Source organism: Planococcus rifietoensis (assembly GCF_001465795.2).
GTDB classification, from domain to species: Bacteria; Bacillota; Bacilli; order Bacillales_A; family Planococcaceae; genus Planococcus; species Planococcus rifietoensis.
The window spans coordinates 3,357,787-3,383,969 of record NZ_CP013659.2; the positions used below are offsets into that span (position 1 = coordinate 3,357,787).

25 protein-coding genes are annotated in these 26,183 nt (G+C 49.8%); 19 read left to right on the forward strand and 6 right to left on the reverse strand.

Features of this window, described 5'->3' with window-relative positions:
• Positions 1–13: 13 nt before the first annotated feature.
• The 14 genes from rocF to AUC31_RS16790 all read left to right on the forward strand — a co-directional run bounded on the left by rocF (position 14) and on the right by AUC31_RS16790 (position 13,879).
• Positions 14–922 (forward strand): arginase, encoded by a 909-nt coding sequence (gene rocF / locus AUC31_RS16725; RefSeq protein WP_058382128.1) that lies wholly within the window; start codon positions 14–16, stop codon positions 920–922.
• 269 nt (positions 923–1,191) lie between these two features.
• Positions 1,192–1,755 carry an RNA polymerase sigma factor SigW gene (sigW, locus tag AUC31_RS16730; protein ID WP_058382127.1) on the forward strand — a complete coding sequence of 188 codons (564 nt, stop codon included), beginning with the start codon at positions 1,192–1,194 and terminating at the stop codon, positions 1,753–1,755.
• A 12-nt stretch (positions 1,756–1,767) separates the two neighbouring features.
• Positions 1,768–2,403 carry a zf-HC2 domain-containing protein gene (locus AUC31_RS16735; protein ID WP_058382126.1) on the forward strand — a complete coding sequence of 212 codons (636 nt, stop codon included), beginning with the start codon at positions 1,768–1,770 and terminating at the stop codon, positions 2,401–2,403.
• 370 nt (positions 2,404–2,773) lie between these two features.
• Positions 2,774–3,610: a diadenylate cyclase CdaA gene (gene cdaA, locus AUC31_RS16740; protein ID WP_058383732.1), complete on the forward strand. Its 837-nt coding sequence runs from the start codon at positions 2,774–2,776 to the stop codon at positions 3,608–3,610.
• Positions 3,603–4,607 (forward strand): CdaR family protein, encoded by a 1,005-nt coding sequence (locus tag AUC31_RS16745; protein WP_058382125.1) that lies wholly within the window; start codon positions 3,603–3,605, stop codon positions 4,605–4,607. Before cdaA ends, AUC31_RS16745 begins: the two co-directional genes overlap by 8 nt.
• Positions 4,608–4,679: 72 nt before the next feature.
• Positions 4,680–6,029, forward strand: coding sequence for a phosphoglucosamine mutase (gene glmM / locus AUC31_RS16750; RefSeq protein WP_058382124.1), 1,350 nt, complete (start codon positions 4,680–4,682; stop codon positions 6,027–6,029).
• Positions 6,030–7,248: 1,219 nt separating this feature from the next.
• Complete coding sequence (gene glmS / locus AUC31_RS16755) at positions 7,249–9,051, forward strand: glutamine--fructose-6-phosphate transaminase (isomerizing) (RefSeq protein WP_058382123.1); 1,803 nt, start codon at positions 7,249–7,251, stop codon at positions 9,049–9,051.
• A gap of 141 nt (positions 9,052–9,192) precedes the next feature.
• On the forward strand, positions 9,193–10,068 hold the full coding sequence (locus tag AUC31_RS16760; protein WP_058382122.1) for an AraC family transcriptional regulator: 876 nt from the start codon (positions 9,193–9,195) through the stop codon (positions 10,066–10,068).
• Between the two features lie 141 nt (positions 10,069–10,209).
• Positions 10,210–10,782, forward strand: coding sequence for an NADPH-dependent FMN reductase (locus AUC31_RS16765; protein WP_058382121.1), 573 nt, complete (start codon positions 10,210–10,212; stop codon positions 10,780–10,782).
• 172 nt (positions 10,783–10,954) lie between these two features.
• Entirely contained in the window at positions 10,955–11,821 is an 867-nt protein-coding gene (locus tag AUC31_RS16770) for a YitT family protein (RefSeq protein WP_058383731.1), read from the forward strand.
• 18 nt (positions 11,822–11,839) lie between these two features.
• Entirely contained in the window at positions 11,840–12,220 is a 381-nt protein-coding gene (locus AUC31_RS16775) for a VOC family protein (RefSeq protein WP_058382120.1), read from the forward strand.
• Positions 12,217–12,639, forward strand: a complete 423-nt coding sequence (locus AUC31_RS16780) for a GNAT family N-acetyltransferase (RefSeq protein ID WP_058382119.1) — start codon at positions 12,217–12,219, stop codon at positions 12,637–12,639. Before AUC31_RS16775 ends, AUC31_RS16780 begins: the two co-directional genes overlap by 4 nt.
• Before the next feature lie 150 nt (positions 12,640–12,789).
• Positions 12,790–13,119 (forward strand): PadR family transcriptional regulator, encoded by a 330-nt coding sequence (locus AUC31_RS16785; RefSeq protein ID WP_058383730.1) that lies wholly within the window; start codon positions 12,790–12,792, stop codon positions 13,117–13,119.
• Between the two features lies 1 nt (position 13,120).
• Entirely contained in the window at positions 13,121–13,879 is a 759-nt protein-coding gene (locus AUC31_RS16790; RefSeq protein WP_058382118.1) for a DUF1129 family protein, read from the forward strand.
• A gap of 77 nt (positions 13,880–13,956) precedes the next feature.
• On the opposite strand, the gene AUC31_RS16795 is transcribed toward AUC31_RS16790, so the two are convergent.
• Positions 13,957–15,012: a hemolysin family protein gene (locus tag AUC31_RS16795; protein WP_058382117.1), complete on the reverse strand. Its 1,056-nt coding sequence runs from the start codon at positions 15,010–15,012 to the stop codon at positions 13,957–13,959.
• Positions 15,013–15,046: 34 nt separating this feature from the next.
• Positions 15,047–16,369, reverse strand: coding sequence for a hemolysin family protein (locus AUC31_RS16800; RefSeq protein ID WP_058382116.1), 1,323 nt, complete (start codon positions 16,367–16,369; stop codon positions 15,047–15,049).
• A gap of 556 nt (positions 16,370–16,925) precedes the next feature.
• Between AUC31_RS16800 and AUC31_RS16805 the strand changes: the two genes are divergently transcribed.
• Both AUC31_RS16805 and abc-f read left to right on the forward strand, forming a co-directional pair.
• Positions 16,926–17,687 (forward strand): TerC family protein, encoded by a 762-nt coding sequence (locus tag AUC31_RS16805; protein ID WP_058382115.1) that lies wholly within the window; start codon positions 16,926–16,928, stop codon positions 17,685–17,687.
• 283 nt (positions 17,688–17,970) lie between these two features.
• Positions 17,971–19,611, forward strand: coding sequence for a ribosomal protection-like ABC-F family protein (gene abc-f / locus AUC31_RS16810; RefSeq protein WP_058382114.1), 1,641 nt, complete (start codon positions 17,971–17,973; stop codon positions 19,609–19,611).
• A gap of 453 nt (positions 19,612–20,064) precedes the next feature.
• On the opposite strand, the gene AUC31_RS16815 is transcribed toward abc-f, so the two are convergent.
• The 4 genes from AUC31_RS16815 to AUC31_RS16830 all read right to left on the reverse strand — a co-directional run bounded on the left by AUC31_RS16815 (position 20,065) and on the right by AUC31_RS16830 (position 23,940).
• Positions 20,065–20,736 carry an ABC transporter ATP-binding protein gene (locus tag AUC31_RS16815; protein ID WP_058382113.1) on the reverse strand — a complete coding sequence of 224 codons (672 nt, stop codon included), beginning with the start codon at positions 20,734–20,736 and terminating at the stop codon, positions 20,065–20,067.
• Between the two features lie 2 nt (positions 20,737–20,738).
• Positions 20,739–21,773, reverse strand: coding sequence for an ABC transporter permease (locus AUC31_RS16820; protein ID WP_058382112.1), 1,035 nt, complete (start codon positions 21,771–21,773; stop codon positions 20,739–20,741).
• A gap of 116 nt (positions 21,774–21,889) precedes the next feature.
• Positions 21,890–23,269: a sensor histidine kinase gene (locus tag AUC31_RS16825; RefSeq protein ID WP_058382111.1), complete on the reverse strand. Its 1,380-nt coding sequence runs from the start codon at positions 23,267–23,269 to the stop codon at positions 21,890–21,892.
• Positions 23,266–23,940 (reverse strand): response regulator transcription factor, encoded by a 675-nt coding sequence (locus AUC31_RS16830; protein WP_083509211.1) that lies wholly within the window; start codon positions 23,938–23,940, stop codon positions 23,266–23,268. Before AUC31_RS16830 ends, AUC31_RS16825 begins: the two co-directional genes overlap by 4 nt.
• Positions 23,941–24,081: 141 nt before the next feature.
• Here AUC31_RS16830 and AUC31_RS16835 point away from each other — a divergent pair, with 141 nt between their 5' ends.
• The 3 genes from AUC31_RS16835 to AUC31_RS16845 are packed head-to-tail and all read left to right on the forward strand — an operon-like array spanning position 24,082 to position 26,167.
• Positions 24,082–24,552, forward strand: a complete 471-nt coding sequence (locus AUC31_RS16835) for an HIT family protein (protein WP_058382110.1) — start codon at positions 24,082–24,084, stop codon at positions 24,550–24,552.
• A 27-nt stretch (positions 24,553–24,579) separates the two neighbouring features.
• The gene (locus tag AUC31_RS16840; protein WP_058382109.1) at positions 24,580–25,032 is read left to right on the forward strand and encodes a PaaI family thioesterase; all 453 of its coding nucleotides are present in this window, start codon (positions 24,580–24,582) and stop codon (positions 25,030–25,032) included.
• Between the two features lie 28 nt (positions 25,033–25,060).
• On the forward strand, positions 25,061–26,167 hold the full coding sequence (locus AUC31_RS16845) for a mechanosensitive ion channel family protein (protein ID WP_058382108.1): 1,107 nt from the start codon (positions 25,061–25,063) through the stop codon (positions 26,165–26,167).
• Positions 26,168–26,183: the final 16 nt, after the last annotated feature.

A 26,183-nucleotide genomic window follows, 5' to 3' on the forward strand; every position in this document is an offset into this window, starting at 1 on the left:
GGGGTATAAAATAATGAATAAATTAAATGTTTCTATTATAGGTGTACCAATGGACCACGGACAAATGCGCCGCGGCGTGGATATGGGGCCAAGCGCAATCCGTTATGCGGGCGTTGTGGACCGTATTGAAAATCTCGGACATGCGGTAAACGATGAAGGCGATATTCAAATCCGCAAAGCGGACGGCAAAGTGGATGAAAACACCAACTTGCGCAATATGGATGTTATTACTGAAGCGACTGAAGCGCTTGGGGAAACGGTTTCAGGCGTCGCTAAAGCGGGCAATTTCCCGTTGGTACTCGGTGGTGACCATAGCATCGCGATCGGCACGCTTGCCGGCATTTCAGAGCATTACGAGAATTTGGGCGTTATCTGGTACGATGCGCATGCAGATATGAACACGAGCGAAACTTCGCCATCGGGCAATATCCACGGCATGCCGCTTGCAGCGAGCTTTGGGCATGGCCATGAGAAATTGACGAACATTCGCGGCTACTCGCCAAAAGTGAAGCCGGAAAATATAGTCATCATCGGGGCGCGTTCTGTTGACCCAGGCGAGCGCGAATTGATTAAAGAGCATGGCATCAAAGTGTTCAGCATGCACGAAATCGACAAAATGGGCATGGACCACGTTATGCAGGAGTCGATCCGCTATTTGCGCGAAGAACGTAAAACAGACGGTGTTCATTTGTCGCTTGACCTTGATGGCATCGATCCGATGTACACGCCGGGCGTCGGTACGCCGGTGCCAGGAGGCATCAGCTACCGCGAAAGCCATTTGGCGATGGAAATGTTGTTCGATGCCGGCTTGATCACTTCGGCAGAATTTGTCGAAGTCAACCCGATCCTCGATGAAAAAAACCGCACAGCTGATGTGGCGGTCGCATTGATCGGTTCATTGCTTGGTGAAAAATTGGTATAAGAATGAAGGGCTGTCCGGAATTTCCGGGCAGTTTTTTTTATTGCATGGAATGTATAAGGGATTAGGGAGAAGGGTGTAGGACTGCTGAATGGCGTAGTACATGATTTTTATCATCGGAATAATAAACTGATGAATTCATTGAAAGAACTGGAAATCGACTGGTTTTTTCTGGGGATGGTTTGATAGGATAGAAGAAGAGAAAAAAATGAAACCTTTTCAGAACTGGACCGTATATAAAAGACAGCCGCATGGCGGAGGGAAATGAGATCATGGATGCGTTAGTGAATAAACGAATAAAGCGAGTCATGAAGGGCGACCAAGACGCATTTGCCGAAATCGTGGAGCTGTATCAACATCAATTGTTCCAGATTTGCTACCGCATGCTCGGAAACCGGCATGAAGCAGAAGATATTGCACAGGAAGCATTTACGCGGGCCTATGTGAACATACACACCTTCGACCAGAACCGTAAATTTTCCACGTGGCTTTACCGCATCGCCACCAATCTGTGCATTGACCGGATCCGCAAGAAAAAGCCGGATTATCATTTGGATGCGGAAGTCAAAGGCACGGAAGGCTTGAATATGTATTCGAAGATTGCCAATGAGGAAGAGCTTCCGGAAGAAGAATTGATGCGGATGGAAGTTCAAGAGCGGGTGCAGTACGAAATAAGCCGCTTGCCGGATAAGTACCGGGCAGCGATTGTGTTAAAATATATCGAGGAATTGCCGCTGGCCGAAATCAGCGAAATCCTGGATTTGCCGCTTGGCACGGTGAAAACGCGGATACACCGCGGGCGCGAAGCACTTCGCAAGCAATTGAGCAATTTGTAGGAGGCGAGCATGATGAATGCGTGTCCGGAAAAAGTCATTCGCATGATGGACGATTACCTGGACGGGGAAATCAGCCCATCAGAGGAGAAAGAACTGAAAGAATCCTTACAGAACTGCAGCGACTGCAGAAAAATATATCAAGAACTGACCAAGACCATTGCGTTTGTCCAAAGCGCTTCACATGTCCAGGCACCGCCGGATTTTGTGCAAAAGACGATGGCCGGTTTGCCGAAAGAATCCCAGCGCGTCGGGGTGAAACGTTTTATGCGCCACCATCCGCTGATGATCGCGGCGGCACTTTTCGTCTTGTTGATGAGTGCAGCGATGATGTCGAGCTTCAGCGACGACCAGCAATTTTCGTTCACCAAGCAGGAGAATTTGGTGGTTGAAGGGCAAACCGTCATCGTGCCGGAGGGCCAAACGGTTATCGGGGATTTGACGATCCGCAATGGAGATCTGCGTGTGGACGGTGAACTTGAAGGCGACGTGACGATCGTCAACGGCCAGTATATGGCATCGAGCGGCGTCATCAACGGTGAAATCGAAGAAATCGACCAAGCATTCGAGTGGCTCTGGTATACGATCAAAGGGGCATTCCAGGACGCCGTCAGTTTTTTTGGCGGCAATGACCAATCAATAGACAAGTAAAGCCCATCCATTCATTGGATGGGCTTTTTCAGCTGGTCGAGAAAGTTAAAAAGTCGTATTTTCCGAAGCTTATCGCTCGCTTTCCGCGGGCGGGAATCGAGCCTCCTCAGCCGCTATAGCGGCCTGCGGGGTCTCTCAAACCCGCTGTTCCCGCAGGAGTCGAGCAAACGCTTCTCCAAATACTTAGATAGGTCGTTGAATTTTGAATGTAGGAAAGACAATCCCTTTTTCAGTCATAACGGATTAATAAACTTCTTCATACTCTTGTAAAGCCCATCCATTCAATGGATGGGCTTTTTGCATGGGGGCAGATGTCTCGGGATATGATATACTGGAACTATATGTACATGGAGAAAAGCGAGGGTTGCAGATGCCTTTTTTGGAAAACTTCAATGACCAGACACCGCTTCAGATGATCGGAAATGTTATCGACATCCTGTTGGTCTGGTTCGTTATTTACAAACTTATTACTGTCATCAAGGGAACGAAGGCTGTCCAATTATTAAAAGGAATCTTCTTTATCATCATCGCGCGTCTTGTGACCCAGGCGCTCAACCTGGAAACGCTTGGTTGGATTATGCAGCAAGTGCTCGAATGGGGTTTTCTTGCCATTATCATCATCTTCCAGCCGGAACTGAGACGCGCACTCGAACAGCTCGGGCGCGGAAAATTATTCTCGAGCAGTACGCTTAATGAAGAATCCGAGCGCAACCGTTTGATTGAAGCGATGAGCAAGTCGGTCAGCTATATGGCGAAGCGCCGCATCGGGGCACTTATTTCGATCGAGCGTGAAACCGGGCTCAGCGAATACATAGAGACGGGCATTCCGATGAATTCGGACATCACTTCCGAATTGATGATCAATTTATTCATTCCGAACACGCCGCTTCATGACGGCGCGGTCATCGTCCAGAAGAACCGCATCGCTGCGGCAGCCTGTTATTTGCCGCTGTCCGAGAGCCCGTTCATTTCGAAAGAGCTGGGGACGCGCCACCGTGCAGCACTCGGCATCAGTGAAGTGACGGATGCAATCACTATTGTCGTATCGGAAGAGACCGGTGCGATTAGTCTGACGGCGAACGGCGATTTGCATCGCAATTTGTCGCTTGAAGACTTTGAAGTGAAGCTCCGCCGCATCTGGTTCGGTGCCGAACAACAGCAGGCAGCAACTTCCTGGTGGAATTGGAGGGGGAAAAAGAATGGATAAGATGATGGACAATCCGTGGTTTCTTCGGATCATGGCATTATTCCTGGCTTTTCTGCTCTTCTTTTCCGTCCAAACGGAAAACAGTACGACCACGACCGAAACCGGAAGAGTGTCGGAAATGATCGAAGACGTAGAACTGCAAGTGTATTATGATGAGAGCTTGATGGTCAGCGGCGTGCCGGAAACGGTCGACCTGTATTTAAGCGGCCCGGCAAGCATCATCCAGACGACGCGCCAGCTTGATGATTACACGCTGTTCATCGATTTGCGCAGCCTGCCTCTAGGGGAGCATCAAGTGCCGATTCAGACGGAAAATCTATCGGAACAACTGAGCGCACGTGTGGATCCGGCATTCGTTAATGTCGTGCTCGAGGAGCGGGTGTCCCAGGAATTCGATATCGACGCTGAAATGAACGAACGCTTGCTGGCAGAAGGATTTGTCCTCGACGGCCTGTCTGTCGAACCGGATACTGTGACCGTTACGGGACCGCAAAGCGTCATCAATGCCATCAGCTTTGTCAAAGCGACAGTGACCGGGGAACCGGAAATCAAGGAATCTTTCACTGCTGAAGCGCGTGTCCGCGTGCTGGCAGAAGATTTGACGAAACTCGACAATGTCACGATCGAGCCGGAATCCGTGGCGGTTGACGTTACGGTAGAGGAATACAGCCGCGAACTGCCGGTGCGCATCGAATCGACTGGCGATCCGCAGACAGGCATCACCATCAATTCCTGGACGCCTACAAGTGAACAAGTACGAGTCTTCGGACCGCGTAGCGTAGTGGATGCGATGGAGGAATATGTCATCGAAGTGGAAGCGAACAGCGTCACGGCATCCGATACGACGGTGACGGTCGAATTGCCGATTCCGTCGGGAGCTTCTGGGGTTTCGCCAGGAGAGATGCAAGTAGAAGCAGATATCTCGGTGGATGAATCTTTGATCGTGCCGGAAGAGTTGGAAAATCCAGAAATTGCCGATAGCAATGATGAAGAATAAAAATAGCTAAAAATGTAAACTTAGGTTAATATAAACAAATCATAATACAGAGTGATTGAAGGAGCGAAAAGAATGGGAAAATATTTTGGGACCGATGGTGTACGAGGGGTGGCCAATAGCGAATTGACGCCTGAACTGGCATTTAAACTTGGGCGTTTTGGCGGCTATGTCTTAACAAAAAGCTCAAAGGAAAAACCGAAAGTGCTCGTAGGGCGGGATACACGGATTTCCGGGGAAATGCTTGAAAATGCATTAGCGGCTGGATTATTATCAGTCGGCGCAGAAGTTATGCGCCTCGGCGTCATCAGCACTCCAGGTGTTTCATATTTGACACGTGTCATGAGCGCGGAAGCGGGAGTCATGATTTCAGCTTCCCATAACCCGGTCGCAGATAACGGCATCAAATTCTTCGGTTCGGACGGCTTTAAATTGTCGGACGACCAGGAAGCGGAAATCGAAGCCTTGCTTGATGCAGAAACAGACGATCTGCCGCGCCCAACTGGCGGAGATCTTGGCAGCATCACCGAATATTTCGAAGGCGGCCAAAAATACATCCAGTATTTGAAGCAAACAGTGGACGAGGAATTCGATGGCATCCACGTGGCGCTTGATTGCGCGCATGGTGCGACATCGACATTGGCGACTCACGTATTTGCCGATTTGGACGCTGACATCAGCTCAATGGGCGCTTCGCCAAACGGCTTAAACATCAACGAAGGCGTCGGATCGACACATCCTGAAGCACTTGCGAAGTTGGTCGTGGATAAAGGCGCGGACGTTGGCCTTGCCTTTGACGGCGACGGCGACCGTTTGATCGCGGTGGATGAAAAAGGAACAATCGTCGACGGCGACCAGATCATGTATATTTGCGCGAAGCATTTGAAATCAGAAGGCCGCTTGAAACAGGACACAGTCGTTTCAACGATCATGAGCAATATGGGCTTCTACAAAGCGCTTGAAGAAAACGGCATGAAGAGCGTCAAGACGGCTGTCGGCGATCGCTATGTAGTGGAAGAAATGAAGAAGAATGAATACAATTTGGGCGGCGAACAGTCGGGCCATATCATTTTCCTTGATTACAACACGACAGGCGACGGATTGTTGTCAGGCCTTCAATTGGTGAACATCATGAAAATCACAGGCAAGAAATTGTCTGAGCTGGCGAATGAAATGACGATTTTCCCACAGAAACTCGTCAACATCCGCGTAACGGACAAGCACGGCGTGACAGATAACGCGCTTGTGGCCGAGAAGATTGCGGAAGTGGAACGCGACATGGACGGCGATGGCCGTGTGCTGGTGCGCCCTTCCGGAACCGAGCCATTGGTTCGTGTCATGGTCGAAGCGCCTTCTGCAGAAGCATGCGAAGAGTACGTGGAGCGGATTGCTGCAGTTGTACGCGAAGAAATGGGCATGAAATAAATAAGCTAGAGGCCGGAGCGAATGCTCTGGCCTTTTTTTTTTGAAAAAGTGGGGAGGGAGATTCTGCTCCAGGGAGGACGCTTTCCGGAGGGCTAAACCCTTGTGCTCCCACATCTGCAAGCAGATGCGTCGCAAATGAATGGACTCGGTTCACCTCGCTCATTCATTCATTGAGCCGCTTCGATCGCTGCGCGCTCTCCAGGGTCTCAATTGTCTCGCTAATCCTCCCGGAGTCGCCTCCCTTCCGCTCCATCACTAAGTGTAGTACGGAAATCAAATTCAACTGTCATTGAAATTAGCAGGAATAGTTTTAGGCAGTTTTGTAATTACATAAAGAATAGCTAGTTAACAATCTTCTAGCTAGGCCTCTTCTTACAGATGAAACAATCAACGGCCATAACGCCACACTCACACATCCCACTAAGCATCGACAACCAGTGGATGCAATAAAAGAAGCTGAAGCTCAGTCGCTCAAAGCAATCAATGAAATCTAATAGCCGAACCGCGCACACGGGCGAGCCGGAGCAATGAGACAAACGTTCTTCTTGGCTCATGATGGGAGGTCAGCCCAAAGCGGGGGGCGGCTACTTCATGGAGAAAAGATCAATGCAGCATGCATCTCACTTAAATGTCTAATTAAGCGCCTTCACCAGCGGAAACCTTTACGGCTGTTTATCGTCATTTCAAGGGGCTGCGCCGTCAAAAGTTTACCAAGGAATTCAAAAAGATAGGTTTTGGGGTTTTTGGCACAGATACGCAATGGAAAGCTAGCATGCTTGTCCTCACAGGTTTTCGGGCAGCCTGTAAGTTATTCAGAGCTGAAAATAGTTAGAAAACGTGAGGAGCTATGAACCAGCCGCTGGAAGATGACTGTGCGGATTGTCCTAAGAGAAGTTGTGCGTTGATTGACGGAATTGTATGGAACGGTTATGATAGGGAGGTCGGTTTAACGCCGATGCAAAAGGGGGATAGAGGTAAGTGCGAAGGAAACCAATTATAGCGCCTGTACTGAAGAACTCGGACGGACCAGTCAGTCTTCAGTAGACGAGGAGGAGGAGTATCGAGATTTCGGCGGATACCTCCCGGCCGCGAAGCCCGGTCGTTATGTGCATGCTTAAAACAGTCGAGTGATCGATTGGACAACCAGCTTGCACGGGCTCACAACAAAGCGTTTGCGAACGCTTATTTTGACATTTAGAAAATTGGAGGAATATAAATTATGTGTGGAATTGTCGGATATATTGGAGAACAGGATTCAAAAGAGATTTTATTGAAAGGCTTGGAGCGTCTGGAGTACCGTGGCTATGATTCAGCAGGGATTGCAGTGCGCAACGGCGAAGGCATCAAAGTATTCAAGGAAAAAGGCCGCATTGCGGATCTGCGCGGAGTCGTGGAAGACGATGTGACTGGAAACACAGGCATCGGGCATACACGCTGGGCAACGCACGGCAAACCAAGCAAAGTCAACGCTCACCCGCATCAAAATGCATCAGACCGCTTCACGCTTGTCCATAACGGCGTTATCGAGAACTACCACCACATCCAGCGCGATTATTTGGAAGGCGTGGAAATGGAGTCTGATACAGATACGGAAATCATCGTGCAATTGATCGGCAAATTCGTCGAAGAAGGCATGACGACAAAAGAAGCGTTCAGTAAAGCTTTGAAATTGATGAAAGGTTCGTACGCCATCGCATTGCTTGATGCACAAGAAGAGCAGACGATCTACGTAGCGAAAAATAAGAGCCCGCTTCTTGTCGGCCTTGGCGAAAACTTCAATGTCATCGCATCTGATGCAATGGCAATGCTGCAAGTGACAGACCAGTTCGTTGAATTGATGGATAAAGAAGTCGTCATCGTGAAAAAAGAAAGCGTACAGATTTTGACGCTTGACGGCGAAGAAGTGGCGCGCGATCCGTTCACAGCAGAAATCGACATGAGCGATATCGATAAAGGGACGTACCCTCATTACATGCTGAAAGAAATCGATGAGCAGCCAGCGGTTATGCGCAAAATCATCCAAGCATACCAAGACGAGAACGATCAATTGACGATTGACTCGAAAATCTTGGACGCTTTGGAATCAGCAGACCGTCTGTACATCATTGCTGCAGGCACAAGCTACCACGCTGGCTTGATCGGCAAGGAGTACTTGGAGAAAATGGCGGGAATTCCAGTAGAAGTACACGTAGCGAGCGAATTCGGCTACAACATGCCGCTTCTTTCTGAAAACCCGTTGTTCATCTTCATTTCCCAGTCCGGCGAAACAGCGGACAGCCGCCAGGTATTGGTGCGCATCAAAGAATTGGGTCATCCATCACTGACAGTGACAAACGTCGCAGGCTCTACGCTTTCTCGTGAAGCGGACCATACACTATTGCTGTATGCAGGCCCTGAAATTGCGGTAGCATCCACAAAAGCATATACAGCACAACTGGCTGTACTTTCAATCCTTGCAGCAGTAACGGCAGAGCGTCGCGGCCGTGATATCGGTTTCGATTTGGTCCAGGAAATGGGCATCGTGGCGAACGCTGTGCAAGCACAAGTCGATATGAAAGAAGAACTTGAACAAATCGCAACGGATTATCTTTCGACTACACGCAATTGCTTCTTCATCGGGCGTTTGATGGATTATTTCGTCGGCCTTGAAGGCGCATTGAAACTGAAAGAAATCTCGTATATCCAAGCAGAAGGCTTTGCTGGCGGAGAACTTAAGCACGGCACGATCGCATTGATCGAAGAAGGCACACCGGTCATCGCGCTCGCGACGCAAGAGTCCGTTAACTTGAACATCCGCGGAAACGTCAAAGAAGTAGCGGCGCGCGGCGCAAATACATGCATCATCTCCATGGAAGGCTTGAACGAAGAAGGCGACAGCCACGTCTTGCCGAAAGTCCATGAATTGTTGACGCCGCTTGTATCGGTCATCCCGCTTCAGTTGATCAGCTATTATGCTGCTCTTCACCGCGATTGTGACGTCGACAAGCCGCGCAACTTGGCAAAATCCGTTACAGTTGAATAAGCAATGAATGAACTCCCGCATCCGTGCGGGAGTTTTTTATTTCCCGGGGAATATCGCAGAATCCGCCAAAAGCCGCACCGTTTTTGTCGGGTGTTGGAAACATCGGATATCTATAATGAAAGCAGGAAGGGGGCAGGGGATATGCTGAAACAAATGAACGAAGCGCTTGCCTATATTGAAGCGCATTTGGAAAAGGAAATCGACGAACGCGAGCTGGAGCGCATAGCTGGCACGTCCATTTACCATTTTCGGCGAATGTTCTCTTTCTTGTCAGGCTTCACATTGGGCGAGTATATAAGAAAGCGGCGGCTGTCGAACGCCGCAGCGGACTTGCACGCTGGCATGAGTGTGACGGAAGCAGCGTTCAAATATGGCTATGATTCAGCCGATGGATTCTCGCGTGCTTTCAAGGAATGGGCAGGGATCAATCCTTCAACGGTCCAAAAGAGCGGCATGTTGAAGTCGTTCCCAAAACTGACCTTACAGTTAATTATAAAAGGAGGAGTAGAAATGGAATACCGCATCGAAGAAAAACAGGCGTTCACTATTATTGGCGTGAAGAAACGAGTAGCGATCCAATTCGAAGGGGAAAATGAAGAAATTATGACGCTTGCCAAAAGCATCTCAGCGGAACAACGTGAGGAAATGCGCAGTTATGCAGATATGGAACCGCATCAAGTGATCAATGCACCATTCAATTTTGACGAAGGGCGCATGGATGAACAAGGCAGTTTGGATCACATGATTGGCTTTTTGACGGCGAAAAATGTCGAGCCTGGTAACGGACTTGATCGAGTCGAAGTGCCTGCACTTACGTGGGCGGTGTTTACAGCAGAAGGGGAATTTCCACGTGTGATGCAAGAGTCTTGGGGAAAAATCGTCTCCGAATGGCTGCCATCGTCCGGTTATGAACTGGCCGAAGCACCGGAAATTTCATTTACGGGTGATTTGTCGGATCCCGCCCATGTAAAAAGTGAGATTTGGATGGCAGTTCGTAAAACGACTCTGACAAAATGATGGCATGAAATTGATATGAATAGAAGAAAGAATATTCACTCTTTTAATTGAAAAAAGTTGTTTTTTCTCCTATGATGAAAGGGCATCGAGATCTGCATACATGCGGCACGAGAGGTTCATCATAAAGGAGGCGGAGTTATTATGACGAAAATAGGCATCATTACCGGAAGCACACGTCCAGGGCGCAATAGCCTGCAAGTGGCAGAATGGGTGAAAGGCATCGCCGATCAGCGCGGCGATGCTGATTATGAACTCGTGGATTTGGCTGAATACAATCTGCCGATGTATGCAGAGCCGGTTTCTGCGGCGTATAGCCAGGACTATCAGACGCCTGAAGCCATTCCATGGGCGCAAAAGATTGCGGAGTTGGACGGTTATGTATTCATTTGCCCGGAGTACAACCATGGCGTTACGTCAGCGTTAAAGAATGCCATCGATTATTTGTACATCGAATGGAATAATAAGGCGGCAGGCATTGTCAGCTATGGGTCAGCAGGCGGCGTCCGGGCAGCGGAATCCTTGCGCATCATCATGGCGGAACTGCAAGTGGCCACGGTGAGGGCCCATCCTGCCATGTCCTTGTTTACGGATTTCGTGAAAATGAGTGAATTCAAACCGGCAACAGTCCACGAAAAATCGGTCAATGCCATGCTTGATCAAGTGAACGCCTGGACGAACGCGCTGGAGCCTTTGCGCAAAGGATCCAACGAATAACACTTTCCCTTCTATCCTGGATGAGAGACGCGAATAATGGCGTCTTTCATCCAGGGTTTTATTTTTGTTAAGAATGAAAGCTGCGATATCATTTTAACCGGTATGGAAGAAAGTGTATTATGAAAAGAGACAACAAAGAGTTTGCAGGAAATGAGGAATTTGAGTGGGGAAAATAACAGAAAAAAGAACAAGCAAGCGCGCCAAGAAAATCTTGCGGGCTATTGCGGTCATCATCGGCGGATTTATTACCGCATATGGGCTCGAAGCTGTATTGATTCCGAACAATGTATCCGATGGCGGCGTGACGGGGCTGAGCATCGTCGGTTCACAGCTGACCGGCATGCAGCTCGGGATTTTAATCGGCTTGCTGAATATCCCATTCGTCTATCTCGGATACAAACAGATCGGTAAGAGTTTTGCCATCTATTCGGTGATCGGCATTGCCGCGTTGGCATACGGGACGACCATCATGCACCATGTCCCGCCGATTGTTGAAGGCGATTCGCTGCTCGTGACGGTAGTCGGGGGCATCATCATCGGCTTCGGCATGGGGCTTGCTTTGCGAAACGGCGGCGCGTTGGACGGCATCGATATGCTCGCGGTATTGCTGTCACGGAAATTGCCGTTTGGCACGAGTGATTTGATTTTGTTCCTGAACTTATTCGTCTTTATCGTCGTGTCGACGGTGTTCGGATTGCAAGGCGCGTTCTTATCGGGGATCGCTTATTTCATTGCTTCCAAAGTGATCCATATGGTAGAGGAAGGCTTGAGCGGTTCGAAGACCTATAAGATCATTACCAGCGAGCCTGAGAATATGGTTGAGACGATCCGTGACCGCTTGGGGCGCAGTGCTACCTACAATTTGGTCAAAGGGGCGTATACCAATGAAGCCTATAAGGAAATTACGTGCATCATCAACCGCCTTGAAGACAGCAAGATGAAGGAAATCATTTACGAAATCGACCCGCAAGCCTTTGTGGCGGTATATGACGTCGCTGAAGTGAAAGGCGGCAATTTCAAGAAACGTGATATTCATTAATGAACAGGGGGATAAGCGATGATCATCGGATTGCATCACGCACAAATCACCATTCCAAAAGGAACGGAAGCGGCAGGAAAAGCATTTTATTGTGAGCTATTGGGCTTGGAGGAAATCGATAAGCCGGATGCTTTGAAAGGGCGCGGCGGCTTTTGGCTCTCAGTCGGCCAACAGGAAGTGCATGTCGGGACTGAAGATGGCTTTGACCGTTTGGCGACAAAGGCGCATCTCGCGTATCAAGTGGAAGACATCCGCTATTGGCGCGAGCGGCTGGAAGAAAGCGGTGTGGAGATTCTGGAAGCGGTACCGATTCCGGGATATGACCGTTTCGAATTTCGCGACCCATTCGGCAACCGTGTGGAAATGATTCAATATGAAGGAGCGGGAGAAAGCCGATGAAAGTGATAGCTGGATCAGATCGACAAGATAGTGAATTTATCCGCGACAAATTGATTGAGTACAATATGAAAAACTTGCCGGATGAAGTTAAGACACCGGTAGAGCATTTGAACTTTGTGCTGAAAGACGAGGACGGGACAATCATGGGCGGTCTCACCGCTACTACGTTCTGGCAGCATTTGCATGTCGACTTTTTGTGGGTGGATGAGCGCTTGAGAGGGCAAGGCCAAGGAAAGGTCCTGCTTGAGAAGATGGAGCAGGCGGCGAAAGTAAAAAGCTGCCGGTTGATCACGCTCGATACGTTCAGTTTCCAGGCGCCCGATTTTTACAAACGAAGCGGTTACGAAGTATTCGGCATGCTTGAAGATCATCCGAAAGGCTTCAGTCAGTATTTCCTCCAAAAACGACTAGAGAATTAAAGTATAAGGCCGGCCTGAATACAGGCTGGTTTTTTCTATGGAAGAAATTTCATCTACTAACTTGCAATGCAAGGGTTTATCGTTTATGATGATTTTATAACACTTGCATTGCAAGGTAGTAATGCGACAGAGAGAGGGTTGATGCGCAAAGTGGCGGATTCTACACAAATGCTCAAAGGAATTTTGGATGGCTGCATCTTGTCGATCATCGAAGAAGGCGAGATTTACGGCTATGAATTGGCCGAAAAGCTACAGAGCTACGGATTTCAATCATTTAGCGAAGGCAGTATCTATCCGCTATTATTGCGGATGCAAAAAGAAGGCCTCGTGTCGAGTGTGCAGCGCAAATCGACAGCCGGGCCGAAGCGTAAATATTATTCATTAACGGAAGCGGGACAAGTGGAACTGGAGCAATTTCTTGGGCGCTGGGCTGAACTGAAGCAATCGGTCGATGCGGTCATCACTAAAGGAGGGCAATGATATGTTATCAGCTAAATCTGAACAATTTCTGATCGAACTGCGCATGTATTTGGTCCAGCGAGGGAAAAGCGATGAAGACATCAACGAAGTGGTTGATGAACTGGAAAGCCATTTGATCGAATCGGAGAAACATGGCAAAAGTGTCGAGAGCATCGTCGGGAAAGACCCAAAACAGTATATGAAGAGCATCGGGGCGTCGCTGCCGATTGCAGCGCAAGAATTGATGCTCCTCATTCCAGCGACGGTGTTGGTGATTCTCGCGTATTTAGCATACATCCCGGCTTTGTCAGGAGATTTCAACTTATCGCAAACGGTGCTTTGGGGCATCATTCCGGTCGTCTTGAGCCTGGCCATCTACAGTTCCTTGATTTTCAAGGTATTTCCGAAGTTCCATGACCGGCCGGTGAAGCTCGGGGTGATCGCAGTAGCTGTTTCAACTTTGGTCATTGGCTTCTGGGTGGCATTTTATTTGTGGATGGTTCCAGATTCTACATCGGCTTATTTCACGGCAACGGCTGAACAGAATTACGTGATCCTCGCCGTCTGTCTTGTTGCGTTTATCGCTTATGCGTTGTACACGAAGTCCTGGATTACGATTATCGTCGCAGCGTTGATGAGTGCGGGTCCGCTCGCGGAAAAATGGATCCCTCAGGATGTAAATGAAGATCCGGTATACATCGCCATGACTATCGGGATTTTCGTCTTGATCGGCATTGCCTTCATCTGGTTGTTGATGCGAAAACGCCGTAAAACCGCTTGAACGATGAGTTGGAGCAGGGCTTATCTTCGCTGAAAAAAAAAGAGCTGCCAGAGCAGCTCTTTTTTCTTATAAATCAATTAAATGGTACCGGCTTCGAATGATTCGTCGCTGATTTCGCCGACGATTTCCTCGAGAATGTCTTCCATTGTCACAAGGCCTGCGATGCGTCCGTCTTTTCCGGTAATGACGGCCATATGCGTCCGGCTTTGCTGCATGCTGGAGAGCACTTTTTGGATCGGCGTGTTTTCCGGGAAGCTTGGCATCGGATGCAGGAACGATTCCGGTGTCTGGGTTCTGCCGGCCGCCATGCTCGTCAGTAATTCTTTGGTGTTGATGAATCCGAGCAGACGGTTCGGGTCTCCACCTTCTGTCACAGGATAGCGTGTATACTCATGACCATCGAGTACCTTGAAAAGTTGTTCCTGTGTCAAAGAACTCTCAACCGACACGATTTTCTCTTTCGGGATCATGATGTGCTTGACGATGCGCTCATCGAAATCGAAAATATTTTTCAAATACGTCAGCTCAGTCTGGTTGATCTCGCCGCTTTGGTAGCTTTCAGCCATGATCAATTTCAATTCCTCTTCGGAATGAGCTTCCGTATGGCCGCTCGGTTCCACTTTGAACAAGCGCAAAAACAAGCGCGCTGACCCGTTCAACAGCCAGATGAACGGGCTCATGATTTTCCCGAACCAGTAGAGTGGCGGGGCAAGCAATAAAGTCATGCGTTCTGCATATTGAATGGCCAAAGTTTTCGGGGCCAGTTCGCCGATGACAACGTGCAAAAAGGTCACGATGCTAAGGGCAATGGCGTACGACAAGATGGTCGCGATGGCAGGGGACAAATTGAACTCTTCAAACAGCGGGTGCAAAAGGCGTTCAACGGTCGGTTCCCCGAGCGCCCCGAGAATCAATGCCGTGATTGTGATGCCGAGCTGGCAGGCAGAAAGGTAATAATCGAGTTTATCTGCCACTTCTTTGGCGCGCACGGCTTTTTTATTGCCTTCGGAGATCAATTGGTCGATCCGTGACATTCGTACTTTCAAAATAGCGAATTCGGCGCCGACAAAAAACGCAGTCGCCAAAATCATTAAAGCTACGAGCAATAAGTTAATTATTATTTGTCCATCCAAGTTGGATCCCCCAGAATCGGGGGCTCACCTCCATTTAGTCGATTTGGTCTTGAGATTTTTTCGGTTTTTGCTTAAACAAAACTTGTTTGATTTGTTGGTGGTCCATATCGGTGACGGTCCATTCCGTGTTTTTGTACGTCAAGGGCTCGCCAATTTCGATTTCTCCGGTCGTGCGGTAGTGGATCCAGCCGCCGATTGTGTCGATGTCCTGGCTATTGTCGAAGTCGACGCCAAAACGCTCTTCGAGTTCTTTCAATAGCACGCGGCCATTCAGTACGTACTCGCGATCTGCAATTTTCTTGATTTCCGGCTCTTCGTCTTCGTCAAATTCGTCGCGGATTTCGCCGACGATTTCTTCGAGGATGTCTTCGAGCGTGAGCATGCCGGCGGTCCCGCCGTATTCATCCGCGACGATCGCTAGGTGGACGCGGGCATTCTGCATGCGCAGCAAGGCACCTTGCAAATCCGTCATCTCGAATACGGTTGGAACTTCGCGGACAAAATCATGAAGCTTCCAATCACGCCCCGCGACGATTTGCGGCAGCATTTTCTTGGCGCTGACAAAACCGATGATCCGGTCCTTGTCGCCGTCTTCTGTTACGGGATAGCGCGTGTAATTATGTTCATCGAGCACATCGATGATTTCTTGAGATGGCATATCGAGGTCGAGCGTTACGAGCTCCGTCCGTGGCACCATGATGTCTTTTGACGAACGTTCATCGAATGTGAAGACATTTTCCATATAAGACAACTCATTTTGATTGATGGCACCGCCTTCATAGCTTTGCGCCATGACGATTCTCAACTCGTCTTCCGAATACGCCTGCTCATGGCCTGGCTGGACGCCGAAAACTCTTAGCAATAGGCGAGCTGCTCCGTTCAACGCCCAAATGAAAGGCTTCATGATTTGGCCGAACCAATACAGCGGTGGAGCCAACAGCAGCGACATTTTTTCAGCGTATTCGATGGCGAGCGTTTTGGGCGCCATTTCTCCGAGCACCACATGTAGATATGTCACCAATAGGAAAGCAATCGCATAGGAAGCGGCGGATGCGACCGAATCCGACACTTGGAAAAAGTCGAAGATCGGATACATGAGCCGTTCGACGGTCGGTTTCCCGAGCGCCCCGAGGCCGAGTGCTGTGACCGTGATGCCAAGCTGGCAGGCGGACAGGTAATAATCCAAATTGCCGGCGACTTCTTTGGCGCGCACGGCTTTTTTATTGCCTTCTGCAATGAGCTGGTCCAAGCGCGACATGCGGATTTTGACGACCGCGAATTCAGCACCGACGAAAAAGGCGGTCAAAGCGAGCAATAGTACAAGCAAAGCTAGATTCAATAATGTGATTATGTCCACGTAAGATTCCCTAAAAAGGGATTCACCTCCATAAATAGTTCAGCCGGCGTCCGTAATTTTCCACGGGGCATGGCTGATGTTATTCAAAATGGCCGCTTACGATGACAGGTGAACTCCGTTCGTTGAAATGAGGCGGTCCGCACGGGTGCAACTGTTCATGCAAAACGGTGTAAAGCGGATGATTCGTTTGAGTGCATAAATAAGTGTCGCTATTCCCTTCCCAATGGTTTCCCCTCCTTCAGTGATTAAGAAGTATAATACCATATTAATGACAGGAATCTGCAAAATATTCAGGAGAATGATGGATAAACAATCCCGAAAATTGGCGATATTATGTAGTAGCTTTTTTGTTTTTTTATGCTATACTTTTTTTAACAACTCAATAGACCTTGACATCACGTCAAAGGGGAGTAGCTATGGGGAAACCTATTTCACAGTCGTCATTACATGGACCCGTTCCATCGGTTGTGATAGCAAAATCATTTTGCTTAGCAAGACCTTTGCCTTCTATAGGCAGGGGTCTTTTTTGTTGTCAAATTCAAGGAGGTTTTTTTCAGTGGAAGCAATATTATTGGAGTATTTATGGGTGCTGCTCGTCTTAGTGGCACTTGAAGGTTTGCTTGCTGCGGACAATGCCGTCGTCATGGCGGTCATGGTCAAGCACTTGCCGAAAGCACAACAAAAGAAAGCATTGTTCTACGGCTTACTCGGGGCGTTCGTGTTCCGTTTCGCGGCCTTATTCATGATCACTTTGCTCGTCGATGTCTGGCAAATCCAGGCACTCGGTGCGGCGTATCTCTTGTTTATCGCGTTTAAGCATATTTACGATCAGCGAAAAGGCAAAGAACATTCGGTTGAGCCGGAACAGACAAAAGGTTCTGGCTTCTGGATGACGGTTTTGAAAGTGGAACTGGCGGATATCGCATTCGCAGTCGACTCGATGCTTGCAGCGGTGGCGCTTGCCATCACGTTGCCGCATCTTGGTTCTATGGAAATCGGCGGCATCAACGGCGGGCAGTTCGCCGTCATGCTTGCTGGTGGCTTGATCGGACTCGTTATTATGCGTTTTGCGGCACATAAATTCGTCAAGCTATTGTCGAATTACCCGCAGCTTGAAACGACAGCATTCGTCGTCGTCGGCTGGGTCGGCGTCAAATTGACCGTGTTGACGCTCGGGCACAAAGGCGTCGGCATCTTGCCATACGAATTTGCCCACTCGACGGAATGGAAATTGATCTTCTGGGGCGTCCTTCTTGCCATCGTGGCAGTCGGCGCAATTGTCAGCGTCAAGAAAAAGCGCGAACAAAGCGCTGCGTAATTCCGGCTGGCCCAGTTGCAAGCAAAGTTCCTGCATGATAAAATCAACTCAATTCTGAAATGAAACGAGTTGATGGGTGGACAATGCGTAACTAACCTATATTTTTAGTCATTTGAAATAGTTATTTTTCGAAGACGAAAACATAGGATTAGTCTGCCCATTTCATCCATAAGGTGTCGCTGGTTATTTGGCGCACCCAAAGTGTACTGGCTAATCCTTCCAAATTTAGATTTGGGAGGATTTTTTTAATTCTCCCTGTCAAAACGAGAAGGGGTGGTTCTGCATGACAGAACTAATGAAATTATTGAACGTATCCTTGGAAATCGAACAACAACCATTATTCGAGGACGTGACGGCGAACATCATGAGCGGCGACCGCATCGGCATTATCGGGAAAAACGGCGCCGGAAAAACGACGCTGTTGCGGCTGATTTCCGGCGACATCGCACCGGCCAGTGGACAGTTGATTCAAGGCGGACCAGACGTGAGCGTGCGGGCAGTCGAACAGGAATTGCCGGATTACGCTTTTGAAGACGTGACGAAAGCGGAACAAGCGCTATTGAACAGATGGAAAGTCCCGCTCCGCGATTTTGCTCAATTGAGCGGAGGCGAAAAACTAAAGGCGAGGCTCGCGAAAGGCTTAGCACAGCCAGCGGATCTTTTGCTATTGGATGAGCCGACCAATCATCTGGACGCACAAGGCACAGCCCATTTGTTGCGCGAATTAAACGCTTATCCAGGCGCCATCGCGATCGTCTCGCACGACCGCTATTTCCTCGATCAAATCGCAACGAAGATCTGGTCGATTGAAAACGGGAAGGTCCACAGCCATAACGGCAATTACAGCGATTATATGGAATTCCGCGAACGCAAGCGTATAAGCCAGCAACACGCCTATGACATACAACAAAAACGCATCGACCGGATCGAAACCCAGATGAAGCAACTTTCCTCGTGGTCTGAATCGGCTCATGCCAATTCCACCAAGCAGGAAGGCTATAAAGAATATTACCGGGTCAAAGCCAAAAGCATGGACGCGCTAGTGAAATCAAAGCAAAAACGCCTGGAGAAGGAATTGGCGAACGCGGCGGTCGACGCTGTCGAACCGGAATACGAGGTGGACTTCGCCTTCCGCGCGAATCCGAAAGCCGGCAAACGCTTTTTGGAAGTGAAGAAGCTAGGTAAATCGTTTGGCGATATGCCATTATTCAAGAACGCTTCGTTTACGGTCCAGCACGGTGAGAAAATCGCCGTCGTCGGCGCAAACGGCAGCGGCAAGACGACATTTTTGAAAATGCTGGCGGGCGAAGAGCCGGTAAGCGTAGGGGAGCTTTGGCTATCGCCTTCTGCCTCTGTCGGCTATTTGACGCAAGACGTCTTTGATTTGCCGCTCGACCGGACGCCTGCCGAATTATTTGAGCAATTCACGTTCAAAGAGCGGGGGCGTGTGCAGAATCTATTGAAGCATTTAGGCTTCCGTAAAGAGCAATGGCTGGAGCCGATCCAGGAGATGAGTATGGGCGAACGGGTTAAATGCAAATTGATGAAATTCATCTTGGAGGACAAAGACGCCTTATTACTTGATGAGCCGACCAATCATTTGGATTTGCCGTCGCGCGAACAATTGGAGTCGACCTTGGCGGACTACCGCGGCACGCTTCTTGTCGTATCGCATGACCGCTATTTGCTCGACAAGGCGACGGATGGCAAACTGGTGTTTGAAGGCGGAACGATCCGCAAGCAGCTCGGGGAAGCGCCGCAACAGGAAGCGCTCGGAAGCAGCGGTGAACTTCGGCTAAAACTCGAGACGGAGCGCCAGGCCGTGCTTGGCAAACTGAGCTTTATGCAGCCGAAAGACCCGAGCTATACAGAACTCGATCGGCGCTTTGTGGAATTGACGAAGCAATTGAAGGAAATGGAGTAGACAGCGATTACGAAAAAGAGACGGCTCAGGCCGTCTCTTTTTTCAGTTTGTCGAGAAAGATAAGAAATCGTATTTTCCGAAGCTTATCGCTCGCTTTCCGTGGGCTCGCGCCCAAGCCTCCTCAGTCGCTTCGAAACCCTTGTGCTCCCACATCTGCGTAGCAGATGCGTCGCAAATGAATGCGTTCAGCTAAGCTTCACTCATTCATTCCTTGCGGGGTCTCGGTCGTCTCGCTATCCACTGGAAAGATTAGGTCGACCTACGGGAGACCTTATCTTTGCGAAAGTAATGCGCAGCATTATTGAGCAGAAGGGGTTACGAGCGAACGCTTCTCCAAATACTGAGATAGTTCATTGATGTTTAATAATAGGAAAGGTAAGCAGCTTTTCGATTCATAGCAGACCATAGACTTCTTCAATATTCTAAAGAGACGGCCGCAGCCGTCTCTTTTCTTTATGCTAAGCGGCCGTCTTTCATAGTGATGACGCGGTCCGCGTAGGCGAGCATGTCTTCTTCGTGGGTCACCATCAAGGTGGCGATGTTCAATGTTTTTGTTAGTTGCTGCAGCAATTCCATAACTTCGCGCGACTTGGTGGAGTCCAAACTTGCGGTCGGTTCGTCCGCGAACAAAAGTTTGGGTTGGTGGACGATGGCCCGAGCGATGGCGACTCGCTGCTTTTCGCCGCCGGACAGCGAAGCGGGATAGGCGGTTTTCCGGTGGCCCATGCCGACCGACTGGAGTATTCGCGCAGCTTCATCGCGGCGTTGTTTTTTCGAAAGCGGGGAGCCGGCTGTCTCGAGCATGAGCAGCAATTGTTCTTCGGCCGTGAGAAACGGTACGAGGTGCGCGGACTGGAACACAAAGCCAAACGATTCCGCACGGATTTGGCGAATCTGTTCTTGGTTCATGGCGGTCAATTCTTCGCCGTCAAAATGGATCTCGCCGCCGGAAGCGAGCTGAAGCCCCGCCGCAATCGTCAGAAGCGTGCTTTTGCCGGAGCCCGATGCGCCGACGAGGGCGGTGATTTCGCCTTGTGTCAGCGACAAGTCAATACCTTTTAAAATCTCTTCTGCTACCTCACCCGTTTTGAAAGTCTTTCGGATGTCTTGTGTCGTGAAAATCATGCTTATCCTTCTCCTTGTTGAATGGCTTGAAGCGGCTTGGCTTTGCGGATCTGAAGGCCCGATAAAGTGGCCCCGGCAAATCCGATAACAAAGAACACCGCTGTTAATTGCAGCGTGGCATCAATCGGCAAGTAGAACGGCATGTCGTCTGGCGCCAGTGTCTCAAACACTTGGCTAACGGCAATCGATAAGAGGAGCGCCATCGCAGTAATGACAACCATCTGTGTCCAGATCATGCGGAACAAGGTGCCAGTCTTCACGCCGATCGCTTTTAAGATGCCGTACAGCCCGAGCTTCTGGATGTTCATCATATAGAAGAAAATCGCGAATAGCATGCCGCTGATGACCACTAAAAACCAGACGATCATCGACAGCGATAATTGCTCGGCGCTATAGCTCGGCAAAGTGTTGAGGAATTCTTCTGTAGAGAAGCTTTGCAGGCCGGGGATTGCGCCGGGTTGTGCCATCTCTGGGAGGAACAGCATTTGCAGTTCATCTGTCCGGTACATTTCCGCAAAGTCGTCCGGATGGATAAAGGCGACAGGTGCATGGCTGTATTTCGCGCCGTCGGTAAAGCCTGCTACGGTAAATTCGCCATCCAACTGGCTGTTGGTAAAGATATCGCCTTGCTTGAGGCCGTCTTCTTCGAGCGAACGGTCGAGGATGATCTCGCCTTTTTTGACATCCGGAAATTGAGCCGAATCGGTTGATGTGGCGAAGGCGACGCTTTGCTGTTCGTCTTGTTCATTCAATAAAAAACCCATCTGGATAGAGAATGCAAACGCACCGTCGTTTTCCGACAGGGCTGATTGCTGCGTTTCCATGTCGATTGCGGACAAGGCGTGAGTTTCTTCCGCCGCCGTTTCCATATAGATCGTTCCGTCCGGTAAATTCTTGATCAGGGCGGCATTGTCTTGTGACAAGCCGTTCGCAAGCCCTGAGATGATAAAGGTCAATAAGCTGATCAAAAAGACGATCGATCCGAGGATCACGAATTTCGTTTTGCTTTTCTTCATTTCTTTCCATGCTAAGTTCACGTTGCTCGCCTCCATTTTGGTGTACTTTCAGTCTACAGAGGCAAGATGAATGGAAGGTGAACGGGTGTTGACAGTTTGGAATAAAAAAAGCCCTCCAGTTGTGGAGGGCTTTGAATCTATACAGATGATGAGGCTGGAAGAATAACAGTTACGGTGGTGCCAGCACCTGGCGCGCTGTCGAGTTCGATCCGGCCGCCGTGGAGTTCGATGATTTCCTTGGCGATCGATAGGCCAAGGCCGGAGCCTTTTTGGCCGCGGGTGCGGGCTTGGTCGGCGCGGTAAAAGCGCTCGAAAGCATGTTTCGTTTCGTCCTCTGTCATGCCGATGCCGTAATCGCGTACCGTGACATAAATATGGTTCTCACTTTGTGTAAGGCTTACGTCGACCGAGCCGCCCTGTTCACTGTATTTCACTGCATTGGTCAATAGGTTTTCCCAGACGGTTTGAAGCAGCACCGCGTTGCCTAGCGTATAGGCTGGGGTGAGCTGTGCAGACAGCGCCAGTTCTTTATCGTCGAATGCATAGCGCAAATGGCTGAGCGTCGCGTGCAATTGCTCGTGGAGTGCGACGGTCTCGAGCGCTTCCGGCGTTTCCTTGTCGACCGATGCCAAGGTCAAGAGTTGCGTTGTCAACAGCGACAGGCGCGCCGTCTCTTCGCGGATGATGTCCGCGTAGTGCTGCTTGTCGGAATCACTGATGCCCGGTTTTTCCAACAAGCCGAGATAGCTTTGAATCGTATGGAGCGGTGACTGGATATCGTGGGACACGTTATGGACGAATTCCTTGCGCTTGACGGTCGACTGCTCAATGCGCGAGCGCATCAACAGGAACTGGTCGGCAAGGCGGCCGATTTCATCCCGCCGGTCGATCGCGAGCGGCACGTCAAAGGTTTCCGTCGCCATTTTCTCGGTCGCTTCGGTCAATTTCGTGATCGGCTGGATCAATAAACGCGCAACCAACAGCATGCCGAGAAAGCTCAGCAGCACGATCCCTACAGCCAAGCCGCCAAACAACAGATGGAGTTCCTGGAACAATAGCTCGATGTCGGGGCGCAGGAATAAAGCATAGGGTTCGCCGCCGAGTGTCACGGGGACGCCGATGGAATTTTGCAGTTCATTGGCGAAAAAGCCGGTGACGAAAGTTTGGCGCGGAAAATCACGGATGCCGTTGAAGATGTCGCCGCCGAGCACGTGCTGGACGTCTTGTTGGGCGATCGTTTCATCGCGGAATTCACCGCCGAAGCGCGAGATAGCGCTGCCATCGGTCAAATACAATTGATAGCCGGCGTCACCGAGCACTTCGAGTGTACTTTCCACTTGGTTCGGCGGCAGGCTGTTCAAATGATCGGCAAACGATTCGGCAATCGCCAGGTTTTTGTCGTTATTGTCTTCTTTCAAAAATTGGTGATACAGCGTGTTCATCGCGAAAAACGAAATGGCGCTGCTGATGAGCATCGTCAGGAATGTGAACCAGATGAATTTGACGTACAAGCTCATGAGTCGGCCTCCAGTTTATAGCCGACGCCGCGCACCGTGACAATCTTGACATCCGGCGCGAATTGCTCGAGCCTCGTGCGCAGCCGTTTGATGTGGACGTTGATGGTCTGTTCGTCCCCTTGAAAATCGAGCCCCCATACGCTTTCGATAATGGCGTCTCGCGTAAATACGTGGCGCGGTTTCGAGGCGAGCAAGGCGAGCAGCTCAAATTCTTTTAATGGGATAAACGACAAGCCGTTCGGCGAGCGCAGTTCGTAGCTTTTTAAGTCGATCGTTAAAGACCCTGCCGTAAGGGTATTGTTTGCGGGGTGGTCGTAACGGCGCAAAATCGCTTTGACACGGAACAGCAATTCCTTGGATTCGAACGGTTTGACCAAATAATCATCAGATCCGGCGAGAAATCCGCGTTCTTTGTCTTCGATATGGTGGCGCGCTGTCAAGAGGATGACCGGGATATCGTAGTCTGTGTGGATGCGTTCGGTTAATTCAAAACCGTCGATTCCGGGCATCATGACATCGACAATCGCGAGGTCTACCGTCTGCTGTTCGAGACGCGCCAATGCCTGTTCACCGTTTTCGGCGGATATCACTTCGTAGCCATGTTGCCGGAGCTCCCCGGCGACAAACTGAAGCATATGTAAATCGTCGTCTACTGCGAGAATGCGGATCATGTAAAACCCTCCTTGCCTATTAGTATAGGACATCGTGCGAAAAGGCGTTAGATTTTCCTTTCCTGGATGAAGTTGGCTTGTATAATGGAAAGAAAACAACTGCAGTGTAACTGATGTCGCTGTGAATAAGGGGTGCGGGCAATGAGTGGAATTTCACGACATAAAGAACAAGGTTGCTTAGGGTGCAGGCTGGCAAACGGCGAGCTGCCGGCGCACATGGTGTATGAAAACGAGTGGGTTGCGTGTTTTTTGGACCACGATCCATTCAATGAAGGGCATGTACTCATTTTACCGAAAGCCCATTACCGGTTTATCGACGAGATGGACGATACTACGGCACTTGCCATTTTAAACGCGTCACAAGTAATGAGCCGGGCCATCCGGGAACTTTACGCGCCGTTTGGCATTACGCAGACGCAAAATGGCGGCGGGCCTGATGAATTGACGCATTTTCATTTGCATATCGTGCCAAGAGAGAAAAATCAGCCCTTCGCGAGTTTCTATACAGGAGATGAGTGGGACAATGCAGCGTTGAAGAACCAACTGGCCGACACGCGCACTCAATTGGCGGCGGCTGTTGAAAAGCAACTCTCGGGGTTTCCCGGGAAATAATGCGCAGCGAAGACGAAGGAGACTGTTATGCCAAAACGAATCGATGAACAAGCACTCCATCAACAACATTACGCGGAAATTCGCAATAAAGTGGCAAGCGACCCTTATGCCAAGTCGCTCGGCATCCGTTTGACGAAATTCGAAGAGACGCTGGCCGAGGCGGAGCTGGTCGTGCAAGATCACATGGTCAATGCGTATGGAACTGCGCACGGTGCGGTCATTTACGCACTCGCTGACCATGTCATGTCGGTCGCAAGCAATGCGCACGGCAAAGTATCGGTCGGTTTGTCGACCAATGCCCAGTTTATCCAAGCAGCAAAACCGGGAGACCTGTTGACGGCGCGCGCGATCGAGACGAAGCGCAATTTCCGTGTCGGTTTCTACCGCATAGACGTGCTGCGCGGAGACGAGATCATCGCGACGGTTGACGGGGTAGCGTACCGAAAAGATCAGTATTTCGTGGAAACGGAAGACGAATGAATCTTCGTATAGGAAGGGGGGCGTAGATATGCTATTGACGATTCAACCGGAAGAGCTGACCGAGCGCTGGTATGATGTCTTCGAAAAAATTGAATGGACAGAAGTATTGCTGTTCTTGTTTTATGTGGCGTGTATTTTTCTTGTTAGGGCAATTGTGCTCGGCATTTCTCGCCGCTTAAGCACCAATCGGGTCTTCCGCCACGTTGACCCTGTGCTCCGGAGCTTGTTGAACTGGGCCACAACCTATGGGATTTTGCTGTTTATGATTTTTTATTTTTCCAATTCGGGCTGGATGTTTGATCGCCTGTTTGAAATCGGCAATGTCGAAATCACAGCGTTCCTATTAATCCTTGTCGTCTTGATTGTGTCGCTTGCCAACCGGGCGTCGAAAATCATCACGCGTTATATTTTGCCGAATGTCTATCAGCGCTACCACTTGGACCGTGGCATGAGCTACACATTCGATAGGATGTTCCATTATACAGTGATGGCCATCGCCATCGTCGTCAGCTTGACGACGGTCGGCTTGGATTTAAGTGCCTTGACGGTGTTCGCCGGTGTGCTTGGCGTCGGGATCGGTTTTGGTCTGCAGAACATCGCCTCGAACTTCATTTCAGGGATCATCTTGCTGTTCGAGCGGCCAATTAAAGTCGGCGACCGGGTGATCATCGATGATTTGATCGGCGATGTCGATAAAATTTCGATGCGCTCGACCGTCATCAAGACGATTCACAATGAACACGTCATCGTGCCGAACTCCTATTTTTTGGAGGAGCAAGTGGTTAACCGTTCCTACGGCGATCCGCGCATGCGGCTTGTGGTGCCGGTCGGTGTCGCATATGGAACGGATGCCGACAAAGTGAAAAAAGTATTGCTGCAAGCTGCACAAGAAGAAGAACAAGCAGGCGGTGTCGTCTTGTCAGATCCGGTACCGTTCGTCAATTTCGCTGCGTTCGGCGAGTCGTCGCTCGATTTTGAGCTGATGGTCTGGATCGACAACTCGAACCAAGTCATTTCCACAAAAAGTGCATTGAATTTCCGCATCAACCGACTGTTTGCGGAACACGAGATTGAAATCCCATTCCCTCAGCGCGATCTGCATATTAAGAGCATGCCTGACATGAAGCAGCAATAAAAACCTTCTAGCGTCA

Coding starts and splice junctions, on each gene's coding strand:
- rocF (WP_058382128.1), top strand. CDS start 14: ATGAATAAATTAAATGTTTCTATTATAGGTGTACCAATGGACCACGGA.
- sigW (WP_058382127.1), top strand. CDS start 1,192: ATGGATGCGTTAGTGAATAAACGAATAAAGCGAGTCATGAAGGGCGAC.
- AUC31_RS16735 (WP_058382126.1), top strand. CDS start 1,768: ATGAATGCGTGTCCGGAAAAAGTCATTCGCATGATGGACGATTACCTG.
- cdaA (WP_058383732.1), top strand. CDS start 2,774: ATGCCTTTTTTGGAAAACTTCAATGACCAGACACCGCTTCAGATGATC.
- AUC31_RS16745 (WP_058382125.1), top strand. CDS start 3,603: ATGGATAAGATGATGGACAATCCGTGGTTTCTTCGGATCATGGCATTA.
- glmM (WP_058382124.1), top strand. CDS start 4,680: ATGGGAAAATATTTTGGGACCGATGGTGTACGAGGGGTGGCCAATAGC.
- glmS (WP_058382123.1), top strand. CDS start 7,249: ATGTGTGGAATTGTCGGATATATTGGAGAACAGGATTCAAAAGAGATT.
- AUC31_RS16760 (WP_058382122.1), top strand. CDS start 9,193: ATGCTGAAACAAATGAACGAAGCGCTTGCCTATATTGAAGCGCATTTG.
- AUC31_RS16765 (WP_058382121.1), top strand. CDS start 10,210: ATGACGAAAATAGGCATCATTACCGGAAGCACACGTCCAGGGCGCAAT.
- AUC31_RS16775 (WP_058382120.1), top strand. CDS start 11,840: ATGATCATCGGATTGCATCACGCACAAATCACCATTCCAAAAGGAACG.
- AUC31_RS16780 (WP_058382119.1), top strand. CDS start 12,217: ATGAAAGTGATAGCTGGATCAGATCGACAAGATAGTGAATTTATCCGC.
- AUC31_RS16790 (WP_058382118.1), top strand. CDS start 13,121: ATGTTATCAGCTAAATCTGAACAATTTCTGATCGAACTGCGCATGTAT.
- abc-f (WP_058382114.1), top strand. CDS start 17,971: ATGACAGAACTAATGAAATTATTGAACGTATCCTTGGAAATCGAACAA.
- AUC31_RS16815 (WP_058382113.1), bottom strand. CDS start 20,736: ATGATTTTCACGACACAAGACATCCGAAAGACTTTCAAAACGGGTGAG.
- AUC31_RS16825 (WP_058382111.1), bottom strand. CDS start 23,269: ATGAGCTTGTACGTCAAATTCATCTGGTTCACATTCCTGACGATGCTC.
- AUC31_RS16830 (WP_083509211.1), bottom strand. CDS start 23,940: ATGATCCGCATTCTCGCAGTAGACGACGATTTACATATGCTTCAGTTT.
- AUC31_RS16835 (WP_058382110.1), top strand. CDS start 24,082: ATGAGTGGAATTTCACGACATAAAGAACAAGGTTGCTTAGGGTGCAGG.
- AUC31_RS16840 (WP_058382109.1), top strand. CDS start 24,580: ATGCCAAAACGAATCGATGAACAAGCACTCCATCAACAACATTACGCG.
- AUC31_RS16845 (WP_058382108.1), top strand. CDS start 25,061: ATGCTATTGACGATTCAACCGGAAGAGCTGACCGAGCGCTGGTATGAT.